The following is a 14,955-nucleotide window of genomic DNA, read 5'->3' on the forward strand; positions in this document are numbered from 1 at the left end:
ACGCACGCCGCGACCGGCCCCAGCCCCAGTCCCGACCGCCAGCGCCCCGGTCGCCGATCCCCCGTCCCCGTCGACGGCCTCGTCGACGCGTGACGCGAGCGGCGCGGACCCGTGGCCGTCGCGCGACAGCGGGGCGGCCACCGCCGACACCTGGCCGAGTCGCGACGCCGGTGTCGACACCACGACGGCCGACGCCTCGCTGCCCAACCGGTCCCCGGTCAACGACACCCCGGCGCCGTCAGCGCCCGCGCGGCGCATGGAGACGGTGACGATCCCGGCCGACGCCGTGATCAACGTGCAGATCGAGTCCGGCGTGTCGTCGGCCAGCGCACGCGTCGAGGATGTCGTGCGGGCGCGCATCACGCGCGACGTCGTCTCCGGCGGCGGCGTGGTCATTCCGGCGGGCGCCCGCCTGATGGGCAACGTGACGCTGGTGGACGAGGGGGGCCGCATGCGTGAGCGCGCGCGGCTGGGCATCCGCTTCCACACGCTGGTGCTCGCCGATGGCAGCGAAGTCCGGATGCCCACCGAGACCATCTATCGCGAGGGCGAATCCCCCGCCAAGGGCAGCGCGGCGAAGATCGGCGGCGCGGCCGTCGGTGGCGCCATCCTCGGCGCGATCATGGGCGGCGGCAAGGGCGCGGTCATCGGCGCCGCCACGGGCGCCGGCAGCGGCACCGGGTGGGCGATGGCAGGCGATCGCCGGCCGGCGGAGCTGCGATCGGGGCAGGCGCTGGCCGTGCGCGTCTCCGACAGCGTGACCACGGAGATCGTGCGCTGACGGCCCCGATGGCGGGGCTGGCCCCGGGCTTCACGTTGAGCGCTGAATTCTGAATTGCTCGCTATACTCCGGCGATGGACGGAGTCGTCAACTTCTCGCGCGTGGACGCCGCCGTTGCGTGCGGTGGCGACACGCAGCACGACGTGTTCCCGACCCTCGCGGCCCAGGGGTTCACCACGGTGGTGAACCTCCGGCTCGCCGACGAACCCGGCGTGGCGGAGGAGGCGGCGGCCGTGGCCGACGCCGGCCTCCGCTACGTCCACCTCCCGATGAACCCCGCGGCGCCGCTGCCCGAGACCGCCGAGGCCTTCCTCGACGTCCTGGCCGACCCTGCGAACCAGCCCGTGTACATCCACTGCGCGTCGGCCAACCGCGTCGGCGCCGTGTGGGCCATCAAGCGCGTGGTGCAGGATGGCTGGAGTCGCGAGGACGCCCTGGCCGAGGCCCGGCACATCGGCCTCAAGAGCCCGGTGATGCTGGAGTTCGTCGCGCGCGTCCTCGATGCCCGCGGCTGACGAGCGGGGCATGACGACACGCCCCGCCGGCGATCCCGGCTTTCCCGACATCCCACGCCACGTCGGCCCGCTCGGCGACATGCCGGCCGACGAGTTCCGCGCCGCCGGTCATGCGCTCGTCGACTGGATCGCCGAGTACCTGCAGCACGCCGAGCGGTACCCCGTGCTCGCGCAGGTCGCGCCAGGCGAGATCGCCCGCAGCCTGCCGACGCAGGCCCCCGAGGAGGGCGAGGCGTTCGGCGACATCCTCGCCGACGTCGAACGCGTCATCGTGCCGGGCCTCACGCACTGGAACAGCCCGACGTTCTTCGCCTACTTCTCGATCTGCGCCAGTGGCCCCGGCGTGCTGGCCGACTTCCTGTCGTCGGCCCTCAACCAGCAGGCGATGCTGTGGCGCACCTCACCTGCGGCCACCGAACTCGAGGCGGTCACGCTCGGCTGGCTGCGTCAGCTGATGGGACTGCCGGCGGCGTTCGAGGGCGTCATCTACGACACGGCGTCGATCTCGACGCTCCACGCCCTGGCCGCCGCGCGTGAGCGCGCGCTGCGCGGGGTGCGGCGCACCGGGCTGGCCAGTCGCGAGGACGCCCGCGGCCTGCGCGTGTACTGCTCCGAGCAGGCGCACTCCTCGGTCGACAAGGCCGTCATCCTTCTCGGCCTCGGGCACGACGCGGTCGTGAAGGTGCCGACCGACGACGCCTTCCGCATGGACCCCGTCGCGCTCGCGGCCGCCATCGCCGCCGATCGCGCCGCCGGGCATCGCCCCCTCGCCGTCGTCGCCACGACAGGCACGACATCGACCACCAGCGTGGACCCGGTGCCGGCCGTCGCCGACGTGTGCGAGCGCGAGGACCTGTGGCTGCACATCGACGCCGCGTACGGCGGCGCGGCCGCGATCGTCCCCGACATGGCGTGGGTGCTCGAGGGTGCCGACCGTGCCGACTCGCTCGTGGTGAATCCACACAAGTGGATGCTGACGCCGTTCGACCTCAGCGTCCTGTTCTGCAAGGACATGGAGGTGCTGCGCGAGGCGTTCTCGCTGGTGCCGGAATACCTCACCACGAGCGAGGCCCCCGAGGTCCGCAACCTGATGGACACGGGCGTCCAGCTGGGCCGCAGGTTCCGGTCGCTCAAGCTCTGGTTCATCCTCCGCTACTTCGGCGCCGACGGGATGCGCACCCGCATCGCGGAGCACCTGCGCCTGGCCCAGGTCCTCGCCGGCTGGATCGATGCCGAGCCGGGGTTCGAGCGTCTCGCGCCCGTCCCCATGAGCGTGGTGTGCTTTCGCGCCTGTCCGCGAACGCTACACGACCAGCCCGAAGCGATCGACGCGCTGAACGAGCGCCTCCTCCTCGCGCTCAACACCGGCGGCCAGATCTTCCTGTCGCACACGAAACTCCGCGGCGCCTACGCCCTGCGGCTCGCCATCGGCCATGCCCGCACGACAGAAGCCCACCTGGCGATGGCCTGGCAGCTGATCCGCGAGACGGCGGCGCGCGTCTGAGAAGACGGCACCCGACTTGCTTGGATCGATCAGCGTGATGCGTCCCGTCCTCACTCTCGCCGTGTGCGCGCTGGCCCTGCTGACGCCGCGCGCCGCCGCCGCCGACGTGCTGCTGACGCCCTTCGCGGGAGTCAGCTTTCTCACCGACGCCGACAAGAAGCTCGTCTATGGTGCCGGCATCGCGCTCGGTGGCCTCATCGGCCTCGAAGCCGAGGTCGCGCGGACGACGCTGAGCGACCAGAACCTCGCCGGCGTCGTCGATCTCGAGACCAGCCTCACGACAGGCATGGTCAACCTGATGGTCCGCGTACCTGCCGGGCCCGTGCAGCCCTACGTCACGGGCGGGCTCGGCGTCATGCGGGTCTCGGGCGACCTGACGGTGCCGGTGCTCGGGTCGCTGGTCAGCCTGAGCGGCAGCGAGTTCGCCATGAACGCCGGCGGCGGGCTGTATCTGTTCCCGTCGGACTGGATTGGATTCCGCGGCGACGTCCGCTACTTCCGCACCCTGACCGACCTGACGATCGGGGACCTGACCGACTTCGGCGGCATCGACGACCTGCCGCTGCCGTCGCTCGACTTCTGGCGCGTGACCGCCGGCGTCACCCTGCGGTTCTAGCCCGACGCACCACCCGGCGGGGTCGCCCACCCCGCCCTTCCTCGTGAATACCGGGTCGCCCTCAGGCGACGCACGGCCGCGCCTGGAGGCGCCTTTCATATGCGTAAGCTTCTTCTGACGTCCCTGTTCCTCGGCCTCGTGGCCGCCACCCCCGCCACCGCCCAGACCACCGGCGGCCTCGGCTCCGTCTTCGTCGGCGTCGTCACCGACACACCCATCGACGAGAACCGGACCGTCTACGGCGGCGCCATCGGCGCCACCGGCAAGGTCATCGGCTTCGAGCTCGACTTCGGCTACGCGCCGAACTTCTTCGAGCTCGAGGACGACTTCGGCGAGCTCGGCAGCTCGGGCAGCGTGTCCACCGTGATGGGCAACCTGCTGGTCGGGGCGCCGCTCGGCAAGGTCCGCCCCTACGCGACGGTCGGCGCCGGCCTGATGCGCTCGAACCTCGAGCTGTTCGACTTCTTCGACGATCTCGATCGCAACGACTTCGGCATCAACTACGGCGGCGGCGTCATGGTGTTCTTCAGCGACAACATCGGGATTCGCGGTGACATCCGCCAGTTCCGCAGCCTGCAGAACGACGACCTCGACGACGACTTCCCGGAGCCGGGCGACTTCGACCTCGGGGATTTCAAGTTCTGGCGCGCCACGGCGGGGCTGACGTTCCGGTTCTAGAATGAGCGCGTGCCCCTGCCGCGCCGCATCACCGACATCCAGCCCCCCGTCATCCCGATTCTCGGCGAATGGATCCGGGCCAACCCGGGCACCATCTCGCTGGGGCAGGGCATCGTGTCGTACGGCCCGCCGCCCGAGGTCCTGCACGCCGTGCAGGGCTTCGGCGGCCAGCTCGCCGACCATCGCTACGGCCCCGTCGAAGGCCAGGCCGACCTCCTCGCCATCCTCCGCGACAAGCTGACCGCCGAGAACGGCCTCTCCCTCGACGGCCGCCGCATCGTCGTCACCTCCGGCGGCAACATGGCGTTCCTCAACGCCGTGCTCGCGGTGACCGACCCCGGCGACGAGGTCATCCTTCCCATCCCGTACTACTTCAACCACGAGATGGCCCTGACGATGATCGGGTGCCGCGCCGTGGGTGTGCCGACGACGGCGGCGTACCAGCTCGATCTCGCCGCCCTGCGCGCCGCCATCACGCCGCGCACGCGCGCCATCGTCACCATCTCGCCCAACAACCCGACCGGGGCGGTCTATCCCGAGGCCGACCTGCGCGCGGTCAACGCGCTGTGCGCCGAGCACGGCCTCGTCCACATCACCGACGAGGTCTACGAGTACTTCACCTACGGCGGTGCGTCGCACTATTCGCCGGGCCGCGATCCGGCCAGCCGGCCGCACACGATCTCGCTGTTCTCGCTGTCGAAGGCCTACGGCTTCGCGAGCTGGCGCATCGGGTACATGGTGGTGCCCGACGAGCTGTTCGATGCCGTCAACAAGATCCAGGACACGAACCTGATCTGCCCGCCGCTGGTGTGCCAGGCCGCGGCGGCGGCGGCGCTGCGGGTCGGGCAGCCCTACTGTGCCCCGCACGTCGCGGCGCTCGACGTCGTGCGCGGCGAGGTGCACGAGACGCTGCGTGGCATCGCCGATCTGGTCGACGCGCCCGGCACCGACGGTGCCTTCTACGTGCTGCTGCGGGTGAAGACGGCCCTCGATGCGTTCACGCTGACGCGGCGGCTGATCGAGCGGCACAAGGTGGCGGTGGTGCCGGGCAGCGCCTTCGGCGTCACCGACACCTGCGCCCTGCGCATCTCGTTCGGGGCGCTGGACCGGGCCTCGGTGGCCACGGGCATGGGACGGTTGATCGAGGGCTTGCGGGCCGAGGTGGCCTGAGGGCCACGCGCCCCCGGTCAGGCGGTCCCCCTGTCCGCGGGAGTGGCGGCCGCGAGTTCGCGCTTGAGGCCATGCCACTTCCAGATCTCGTAGATCGCCGGATAGACGAGCAATTCCAGGATGAAGGACGTGAAGATGCCGCCAATCATCGGCGCGGCGATCCGCTTCATCACGTCTGCCCCGGCGCCTGTCGACCACATGATCGGCAGCAACCCCAGGAACATCGTCGCCACGGTCATGAACTTCGGTCGGATCCGCCTGACCGCGCCGTGCAGGACCGCGACCTGCAGGTCCTGGCGCGATCGCAAACGCCCCTCGCGCGCCGCGTCGTCATGGGCGAGGTCCAGGTAGAGCAGCATGAAGACGCCGGTCTCGGCGTCGACACCGAGCAGCGCGATCAGCCCGACCCAGACGCCGATGCTCATGTTGTAGCCGAGCAGGTAGATCAACCAGATGGCGCCGACCGCCGAGAACGGTACCGCGAGCAGAATGATCGCGGTGCGCCCCACCGAGCGGGTGTTGAGGTAGAGCAGCACGACCACGAGCAGGAGCGTGACGGGGACGACGATCAGCAGGCGCTCCCGCACGCGCTGCATCGCCTCGTACTGCCCGCTCCACTCGAGTGCGTACCCGGCCGGCATCGGCACCTGCGCCGCGACGACCCGTCTGGCCTCCTCGACGTAGCCGCCGACGTCCCGGTCGGCGACGTCCACGTACACGTAGCCGGTGAGCATTCCGTTCTCGTTGCGCAGCATCGCCGGTCCCGAGAGCAGCCTGACGTCGGCCAGCTGTTCGAGCGGCACCTGCACCTGGCCGTTTCTCGCGGGCACCAGGACCCGCGCGAGCCGGTCGACGTCGCTGCGATCGTCACGGAAGTAGCGGACATTCACCGGATACCGCTCGCGCCCCTCGATGGTCGTGGTCACCGTATCGCCACCGATGGCAGACATGACCATCATCTGCGCCTGGTCGATCGAGAGGCCGTAACGGGCGAGCTCGTCGCGCTTCCAGACGAAGTCGATGAAGTACCCGCCGGAGGTCCGCTCGGCGAACACGCTCCGGGTGCCGGCGACGACCGGCAGGGCGGCCTCGATCCGTGTACCGATACGCTCGATCTCCGTGATGTCGGCGCCGTGGATCTTGATGCCGACCGGCGTGCGGACACCGGTCGTCAGCATGTCGATCCGGGCCTTGATCGGCATGGTCCAGGCGTTGGCCACGCCGGGGATCCTGACGGCCTCGTTCAACTCGGCCACGAGTCGCTCGCTGGAGATGCGATCGCTGGTGAGGCGGCGGAGCAGGGGGGTGAGCCAGGGCGGCGCCCAGTCCGAGTACCACGTCGGCACGTGGCGCCACTGATCAGCCGGCTTCAGCGTGATCACGGTCTCCATCATCGAGAGCGGGGCCGAATCCGTCGAGGTCTCGGCTCGCCCCGCCTTGCCGAACACACGCGCCACCTCGGGGAACTGCCCGATGATCTGCCCCTGGACCTGAAGCAGCCGCTGCGCCTCGGTCACCGACAGACCGGGCAGTGTGGAGGGCATGTAGAGCAGCGTGCCCTCGTCCAGCGGCGGCATGAACTCCGAGCCGAGCTTCTGGTACACGGGGATGGTGACCAGCACCATCGCCACGGCGCCGCCGATCACGAGCCATGGCCAGCGCAGCGCCCACGCGCAGACCGGCTCGTACAGCCGGATCATGATCCGGCTGATCGGGTGGCGTTCCTCGGAATGGATCGTGCCCACGAGGACCCCGGTGGCGATGCGCGACAGCCACGCCGGCCGGAACGACAGCGGGCGCGTGTGGGTGAACAGCAGGCGCATCGCCGGGTCCAGGGTGATCGCCAGCACGGCCGCGACGACCATGGTGAGGTTCTTGGTGTACGCGAGCGGCTTGAACAGCCGTCCTTCCTGCGCCTCGAGGGTCAGTACCGGCAGGAACGACACGGCAATCACGAGCAACGCGAAGAAGCTCGGCCCGCCCACCTCCTTGACGGCGTCGATGACCACGCGGCGGTAGTCCTCCTTGCGACCCGTCCGGTCCCAGATCTCGAGCTTCTTGTGTGTCTGCTCGACCACGACGATGGCCGCATCGACCATCGCCCCGACGGCGATGGCGATGCCGCCGAGCGACATGATGTTGGCGCTGAGTCCCATCATCCGCATCGGGATGAACGAGATGACGATGGCCGCCGGAATCGTGACGATCGGGATGATCGCGCTCGGGATGTGCCAGAGGAAGACGAGAACGACGAGGGACACCACCACCAATTCCTCGATCAGCGTGTGCTCGAGGGTGTCGATGGAGCGTTCGATCAGCTCCGAACGGTCGTACGTGGTCACGACCTCGACGCCGGCCGGCAGACTGGGCTTCAGCTGCGCGAGCTTGACCTTCACGCGGTCGATCACGGCCAGCGCGTTCTCGCCCTGTCGCATCACCACGATGCCACCGACCACGTCGCCCTGACCATCGAGGTCGGCGACACCGCGGCGGATGTCCGGTCCGAGCGTCACATCGCCGACGTCGCGTACCCGGACCGCGACGCCACGGTCATTGGTGGTGAGCACGATGTTGCCCAGATCCTCGGTGGAACGCGCATAGCCACGCCCGCGAACCATGTACTCGGCGCCGGCCATCTCGATCAGTCGTCCACCCACGTCGTTGTTGCCGGCACGCACCGCCTCGACGACCGTGTCGATCGGGATGCCGTACGCACGCAGCCGATGGGGATCGACCTGCACCTGATACTGGCGGACGAAGCCGCCGATGGACGCCACTTCGGCCACGCCGGGCACCGACTTCAGGTACGCGCGCAGGTACCAGTCCTGATAGGACCGAAGATCCGCCAGGGACTGCTGACCGGTCCGATCGACGAGCGCGTACTGGAACACCCAGCCGACACCAGTGGCGTCTGGGCCGAGCTCGGTCCGCACGCCCTCTGGCAGCCGCGGCAGCACGCTCGAGAGGTACTCCAGCGTGCGCGTACGCGCCCAGTAGATGTCGGTGCCCTCCTCGAACACGATGTAGACGTACGAGAAGCCGAAGTCCGAGAAGCCGCGCACCGCCTTCACCCTGGGCGCCCCGAGCATGGCCGTGACGATCGGGTACGTGACCTGATCCTCGATGAGGTCGGGACTTCGGTCCCAGCGGGAATACACAATCACCTGCGTGTCGCCGAGGTCGGGAATGGCGTCGAGCGGCGTGGACCGCATCGCGGCGAGTCCAGCGAGCGTCGCGATGGCCACGATCAGCACGACCGCGAACCGGTTGCGGCCGGAGAACTCGATGATGCGGTCAATCATGGACGTGCCCTGCGGGTGTGGCGGGCGCGGGGGCGGGCAGGCGCGTCTGCCCTGGCGCCGATCCTGGTGCTGGCGCGGGTGGCGTGCGACCTGGCGGAGCCGGATCGGCCGCGGGCGCGGCGCCGTGCTGATGGCCGGCCGGGCTGCCCAGCGCGGATTTCAACTGGCTCTCGGCGTCCACCAGGAACGTGCCGGTCGCGACGATGCGCTCGCCTTCGGTGAGCCCGGACGTCACGACCAGGCGATCGCCGGCACGCTCGCCGATCTGCACCTCGCGCGGCGCGAGGTAGCCGTCGCCCAGGTCGACGAAGACCACCTGGCGATCGCCCGAGTCCAGGACGGCATCGGCCGGCACGGTCAGGCGCCGCTGGCCGCCGAGCGGAAACTCGACGTCGACGAACATCCCGGGCCGCAGCCGCATGCCCGCGTTGCGTACGTCGAGACGGACCTGCAGGGTGCGGGTCGTCGGGTCGACCGCGGGTTGCACGGAGGTGACCTTGGCGGCGATGGTCGTGGTGCCCGCCCCGGACGGCAGCACGATGCGGGCAGCCGCCCCCGTCCGGATGGCGCTCAGGTCGGCCTCGAACAGGTCGGCCATGACCCACACCGTGCTGAGATCGGCGAGCGTGTACAGGTCCGTGTCGGGGGTCACCCGCTGATTGGGGAAGGCATTGCGCTGCAGCACGAACCCACCCGCCGGTGCGTGGAGGGTGATGTCCCGGATCGGCGTGCCGGTGGCCAGCACCTGCTCCACCTGGGCATCGGCCAGACGCCACAGCTGCAGGCGACGACGGGCCGCCTGGAAGAGCGACTCGCCCTGGTCCGACGCGCCAGCCAGCGGGCTCTTCCGCATGGTGTCTCGCGCGCGCCTGGCCAGCAGGAGCTCCTCCTGCGAGGCCACCATCTCGGGGCTGTAGATGGTCAGCATGGGCTGTCCGGCACGAACCACCTGCCCGGTAAAGTTGACGAACACCTTCTCGATCCAGCCGTCGGTGCGCGCATGCACGTGCTGAAGTCTGGTCTCGTCGTAGCTCACCGAGCCTGCGGTGCGGAGGGTTCGGCCCACCTCGGTGAACTCGGCCGTTCCATAGCGCACGCCCGCGAGTTGCTGACGGTCCATCGAGATGCGGATGGCACCAGGTTCGTGTGGCGTCGACGCCGCCCTGGCGTAGATCGGTTCGAGCCGGCTGCCGGTCGCGGGGTTGACTCCAGCCGTCGTGGACGTGTAAGACGTCGCCTTCGGGTCACGGTAGTACAGCACGGCGCGCTCGACGGGCCCGTCCGAACGCGGCGGGTCGTCGGCGTACACGGGCTCGAGGTCCATGCCGCAGTCGGGCGCGACGCCCGGCCTGTCGGACGTGTACGACGGGTGCATCGGGTCCACGTAGTGGAGAACCCGACGCTCGCCCGTGGCCGGCCCCGCTGGCCGTCGATCACGGAGCAGATAGCCGCCGCCGAAGGCCACCGCGGCGAACACGAACACGAGAACGATCTTCAGGACGCGCATGAGGGCCTCAGGGGACGAGCGTGACCGCCGTCATCTCCTCGAGACGGCTGGCGGCGACGTGCTGCTCGGTCAGTTGCTCGACGTAGCTCATCTCGAACTCGAGCACCGAGCCGAAGTTGGTCAGGACCGAGAGGAAGTCCACGCCACCGGTCTGGTAGCTGCTGATCGACGACTCCAGCGCGAGACGTGCCTGCGGCAACACCGCATCGCGATACAACGTGGCGAGTTGCCCGGCCGTCGTCGCCATCTGGTAGTCCTCCTGAATGCGATGCTGGAGCGCCAGGCGGGTCGCCTCGACGGTGCGGCGCTCCGCATCGAGGGTCCGTTGGCGCTCGGCGACGGCCGCACGGCGCCGCGCCCGCTGGAAGGGGACGATGACGTCGAACCGCACCTCGAACATGTCGGGCATGCGGCCCATGTAGTTGTAGCCAGCCGAGAGGGCGAAGTCGGGCTTGAAGTCGCGCCTCGCGACATCGACCGCCGCTTCGGTCCGCGAGGCCAGCAGTTGGTCCCGCAACAGCATCGGCGCCGCCAGGCTGGCGTGGTCGACGAGCGCCTCCAGACCCAGGTCGAGGGTCATTGGTGCCAGGGCGGCGGGGCGGCCCACAGGTGCGCCCGGCGCGCGGTGCATCAGCGCGTTCAGTTCACCTTCGCGCGTGCGGCGCTCGCGGGCGGTGCGCTCGCGCTGCACGGCAATCAGGCTCGATTGGGTCTGCGCGCGAAGGACGTCCTGCTGCGCCGCTTGCCCGACCGCGTACCGGCTCTCACTGACCTTCACCAGAGTGGCGAGCACCTCGGCGTTGACCTGCAGCAGTTCGTCGAGGTGATACGCGGCCGAGAGGCGGAAGTAGGCCTGCTTCACCCGCGCGATGATCGACAACCGCGCCGCGTCGACCATCCGACGCTCCGCCTCGGCCTCGCGACGCATCACCTCGGCGCGCAAGGCACGCTTGCCCGGGTAGGGCATCTCCTGGGTCAGCATCACACCCAGACTCGCGTTCGGGTCCTGCCCGAGTCCCGCACCGGGATACGGCGCCCCGGCCGAGGCGTAGCTGGTCGAGACCATCGGATCGGGCAGGGCGTGTTCCTGCGCCGGCCGCTCCAGGGCCGCCGCGTAGCGTGCCTCCGCGGCCGCCACCTCCGGATGGGCGAGCAGCACCGCCTCGATGATGTCCGGCAGCGCCACCGGGGCGGCGTTTGTCGGGACACCTGCGTCCACCGGCGCCGGCGGTTGCCCCCCCGGGACGTGTCCGGCGGCGTTCTGCGCGTGCGTGAGCGATGGGTTGCAGCCAAGACCGAGCACGGCCAGGGCAAGACCCGCACGTAGCGGCCTGCAATGCATGACGAACTCCGAATCCCGCACGACCGTGCAGGACGTACCGACATGTCCGAGGAGGTCACGTCATCAGGGGTCTCCTGACGACGCGTGGACGCACCGGGGTCAGCTCAGATTCGGAGGACGACCGTGGACGGGGATGTCTGGAGGGGACGAGGGCGGATGTCCGTGCCTGATCGATCGGCGACGCGTGTCGTGGTGCACGCGGCGACCATCCACGGAGACATGGGCAAAGCGGGCGCGGGGCCCGAGAGGCCTCGCGTCGCCTCCGGCGGCACCGTGGCGACGCTGACGTCGCGCACGCAAGAGGTGGCAGGCTGGAGCGCGCCATCGGCCGTGGGTGTCGTCTCGTGGCACGACGGGGTCGCCGCGTTGCCTGCGGTCGGCAGGCAGAGGGCACGGCAGACCACGTCCACCGAGGGGGTGACGGCCAACAGCACAGTGAGCAGAAGACCGAGATGCCGCACCACGACGTGACCTCGAACAGCACGCTGCGTGCCAAGCCGCGCGTGTCGTCGTGACGTCGATTCGTCGCGATCGACACGGATCCTTGCCTGGGTGGCGCGGAAGTTCCCGCACCGGCCGCCGAATTCTCGGCAGCCGGTCGCCCGTCAGTCCTACGACACCTGACGCCTGAGCCGCAGCGCGTTCGCGATCACCGACACCGAGCTGAACGTCATCGCCGCGCTGGCGATCATCGGACTCAGCAGCCACCCGAAGGTCGGATAGAGCAGTCCAGCCGCCACGGGCACGCCGAGCGCGTTGTAGGCGAACGCGAAGAAGAGGTTCTGGCGGATGTTCCGCATGGTGGCCCGGCTCAGGCGCCGAGCGCGCACGAGGCCGCGCAGGTCGCCCTGCACCAGCGTGACCCCCGCACTCTCCATCGCCACGTCGGTGCCGGTCCCCATCGCGATGCCCACGTCGGCCTGCGCCAGGGCCGGCGCGTCGTTGATGCCATCGCCCGCCATTGCCACCCGCCGCCCCTGCGCCTGGAGCCGCGTGACGACGGCGGCCTTCTGCTCGGGCAGCACTTCGGCCTCGACCTCGTCGATGCCGACCGTCCGTGCCACGGCCTCGGCGGTGACGCGGCTGTCGCCCGTCAGCATCACGATCCGCAACCCCTCGGCACGCAGCGCCCGAATGGCCTCGGGTGTCGTCGCCTTGATGCGGTCGGCCACGCCGATGAGTCCCGCGGCGGCACCGTCCACGGCGACGAACATGACGGTCTCTCCGTTGCGGCGCAGTTCGTCGGCGCGGCCCGCCAGCGTCTCTGTGGTTGCACCGAGGTCGACGAGGAGCGCGGCAGTGCCGATCGCGACCGCATGCCCGTCCACCGTGCCCACGACACCCTTCCCCGTCACGGATTGGAAGTCGGACGCCGCGGTCGTGGTGAGGCCCCGTTCTTCCGATCCCCGGATGATCGCCGAGGCGAGCGGATGCTCACTGACACGCTCGAGACTGGCCACGAGTCGGAGCAACTGCGCCTCGTCGATGCCTGCCAGCGGTACGACCGTCGTCAAGGTCGGCTTGCCTTCGGTGAGCGTGCCCGTCTTGTCCACGACGAGGGTATCGACCTGTTCCAGCACCTCCAGCGCTTCGGCGTTGCGCACCAGCACGCCCAGTTCGGCGCCGCGCCCGGTCCCGACCATGATCGACATCGGGGTGGCCAGGCCGAGCGCGCAGGGGCACGCGATGATCAGCACGGCGACGGCGTTGACGAGTGCGTGGGCCAGTCGAGGGTCCGGCCCCCAGATCGCCCAGATCGCGAAGGTGAGGACGGCCACCAGGATGACCAGCGGCACGAACCACCCGGACACGGTGTCCGCAAGGCGTTGAATCGGCGCGCGTGACCGCTGCGCCTCGCTGACCAGGCGCACGATCCGCGCCAGCAGCGTGTCACTGCCAACGCGCTGCGCTTCCATCACGACGGAGCCGGTGCCGTTGACGGTGCCCCCCGTCAGCGTGCTCGAGGCGGTCTTCTCGACCGGAATCGGTTCACCACTCACCATCGACTCGTCCACCGCGGTCGACCCGTCCAGCACGACGCCATCGACCGGCACGCGCTCGCCCGGCCGCACGCGCAGCCGATCCCCGACCCGCACCTGCTCGAGCGGCACGTCTGTCTCGACGCCGGCCTCGTCGATGCGTCGAGCGGTCGTCGGCGTCAGCCCCAGCAGCGTCCGGATGGCGGAACTGGTGCGACTGCGTGCGCGCAACTCCAGGACCTGTCCGAGCAGCACGAGCACCACGATCACGGCCGCCGGCTCGAAGTACACGCCGATCTGGTCGCCGTGCATGCGGAAGGCGGCGGGGAACAGCCCGGGCGCGACCGTCGCGACCACGCTGAATGCATACGCGGCCCCGACGCCCAGGGCAATCAGCGTGAACATGTTGAGGTGCCGGTTCACGACCGACGCCCAGCCGCGGACGAAGAAGGGCCACCCGCCCCACAGCACGACGGGCGTCGAAATCAGGAACTGCGACCACGTCATCACGGCCGGAGGCAGCGCGCGCTGCAGCGGTTGCCCGGGCAGGAACTCCGACACCATGAACGCCAGGATCGGGAGCGTCAGCACGACCGACCACCGGAACCGGCGCGTCATGTCGTCGAGTTCGGGGCTCGCCTCGTCGAGCGTGGCCGTCCGTGGTTCCAGCGCCATGCCGCAGATGGGGCACGCGCCCGGGCGTCGCGGACGATCTCCGGATGCATCGGGCAGGTGTACTCCCCGGTGCCCGCGATCACGGGCGCAGGGGACTCGGGCGGCGACACGAAACGGCCGGGGGTGGCGTCGAACTTCGCCTGACAGCTGCTGGAGCAGAAGTGGTACGTCTGCCCCTGGTACTCACTGGTGCCCGCAGCCTTCGCCGGGTCCACCTTCATACCGCACACGGGATCCTTCATCGGTGTACCTCCCTCTACCCTCCTTCACGCAGTCGCCCCTGATTCATTACACCCCTGCCCCCCTCCGGCCGTTCGGCACGAACAGTCGAGGCAGCCGTGCTCGGCACACGTGCCGCACGAGCGCACGACCTGCTTGCGCAGCGCCGCCCGCGCACGGAAGAGCCGGACGCCGGCAGTGGAGGGCGTCAGTCCCGCGGCCTCGGCAAACCCCTTGACGGGCATCTCGTCGATATCCACGGCGCGGATCGCCTGGGCATACTCGGGCTTGAGCGTCTGCGCCAGCCGGCCGACGCACTGGCAGATCTCCAGATGCAGCTCGGCCGATGGCTCGACGGCAACGGCCATCTCTTCCGCGAAGGCCGCGAGCCCGTGCGTCTCGGCCACGTGGCGCCGATGGCGGTCGATGGCGGCGTTGCGCAGCACGCGGTAGAACCACGGCACGAGGCCTTCATCCGGGATGGACGTCAGGCGGTCCAGATGGCGAACGAAGGCGTCCTGCAGGAGATCCTCTGCCGAGGCGCGACTGCCGGTGCGCCGCTCGAGATAGCGCAGGAAGGCGCGATGGTTCTCGAGCAACACATCCGTCGGCTGCGGGTTCGCGACCGCAGCGTCCACCTCGGACTCGCCCCGACCGCTCATACTCG

At 69.9% G+C, this 14,955-nt stretch carries 10 protein-coding genes and 1 pseudogene; 6 read left to right on the forward strand and 5 right to left on the reverse strand.

Annotated elements, in window-relative coordinates:
• From Q0C41_RS14480 to Q0C41_RS14505, 6 genes are all read left to right on the forward strand, one after another.
• On the forward strand, window positions 1-781 hold a 781-nt coding region (locus tag Q0C41_RS14480), incomplete at its 5' end, for a TrbI/VirB10 family protein (RefSeq protein ID WP_291984544.1).
• 74 nt (window positions 782-855) lie between these two features.
• Window positions 856-1,296, forward strand: coding sequence for a sulfur transferase domain-containing protein (locus Q0C41_RS14485; RefSeq protein WP_291984546.1), 441 nt, complete (start codon window positions 856-858; stop codon window positions 1,294-1,296).
• 10 nt (window positions 1,297-1,306) lie between these two features.
• Window positions 1,307-2,800 carry a pyridoxal-dependent decarboxylase gene (locus tag Q0C41_RS14490; protein ID WP_291984548.1) on the forward strand — a complete coding sequence of 498 codons (1,494 nt, stop codon included), beginning with the start codon at window positions 1,307-1,309 and terminating at the stop codon, window positions 2,798-2,800.
• A gap of 37 nt (window positions 2,801-2,837) precedes the next feature.
• Entirely contained in the window at window positions 2,838-3,416 is a 579-nt protein-coding gene (locus Q0C41_RS14495; RefSeq protein WP_291984550.1) for an outer membrane beta-barrel protein, read from the forward strand.
• Between the two features lie 99 nt (window positions 3,417-3,515).
• Window positions 3,516-4,094 carry an outer membrane beta-barrel protein gene (locus tag Q0C41_RS14500; protein WP_291984552.1) on the forward strand — a complete coding sequence of 193 codons (579 nt, stop codon included), beginning with the start codon at window positions 3,516-3,518 and terminating at the stop codon, window positions 4,092-4,094.
• A 9-nt stretch (window positions 4,095-4,103) separates the two neighbouring features.
• Window positions 4,104-5,264 (forward strand): pyridoxal phosphate-dependent aminotransferase, encoded by a 1,161-nt coding sequence (locus Q0C41_RS14505; RefSeq protein WP_291984554.1) that lies wholly within the window; start codon window positions 4,104-4,106, stop codon window positions 5,262-5,264.
• 17 nt (window positions 5,265-5,281) lie between these two features.
• On the opposite strand, the gene Q0C41_RS14510 is transcribed toward Q0C41_RS14505, so the two are convergent.
• The 5 genes and pseudogenes from Q0C41_RS14510 to Q0C41_RS14535 all read right to left on the reverse strand — a co-directional run bounded on the left by Q0C41_RS14510 (window position 5,282) and on the right by Q0C41_RS14535 (window position 14,950).
• Window positions 5,282-8,566: a CusA/CzcA family heavy metal efflux RND transporter gene (locus Q0C41_RS14510; RefSeq protein WP_291984556.1), complete on the reverse strand. Its 3,285-nt coding sequence runs from the start codon at window positions 8,564-8,566 to the stop codon at window positions 5,282-5,284.
• Window positions 8,559-10,073 carry an efflux RND transporter periplasmic adaptor subunit gene (locus tag Q0C41_RS14515; protein WP_291984558.1) on the reverse strand — a complete coding sequence of 505 codons (1,515 nt, stop codon included), beginning with the start codon at window positions 10,071-10,073 and terminating at the stop codon, window positions 8,559-8,561. Before Q0C41_RS14515 ends, Q0C41_RS14510 begins: the two co-directional genes overlap by 8 nt.
• A gap of 7 nt (window positions 10,074-10,080) precedes the next feature.
• The gene (locus tag Q0C41_RS14520; RefSeq protein ID WP_291984560.1) at window positions 10,081-11,415 is read right to left on the reverse strand and encodes a TolC family protein; all 1,335 of its coding nucleotides are present in this window, start codon (window positions 11,413-11,415) and stop codon (window positions 10,081-10,083) included.
• Window positions 11,416-12,026: 611 nt separating this feature from the next.
• A pseudogene (locus Q0C41_RS14525) lies at window positions 12,027-14,311 on the reverse strand (heavy metal translocating P-type ATPase).
• Window positions 14,312-14,335: 24 nt separating this feature from the next.
• Window positions 14,336-14,950, reverse strand: coding sequence for a sigma-70 family RNA polymerase sigma factor (locus Q0C41_RS14535; protein ID WP_291984566.1), 615 nt, complete (start codon window positions 14,948-14,950; stop codon window positions 14,336-14,338).
• Window positions 14,951-14,955: the final 5 nt, after the last annotated feature.

This window comes from Luteitalea sp. (assembly GCF_022842525.1).
Taxonomy (GTDB): domain Bacteria; phylum Acidobacteriota; class Vicinamibacteria; order Vicinamibacterales; family Vicinamibacteraceae; genus Luteitalea.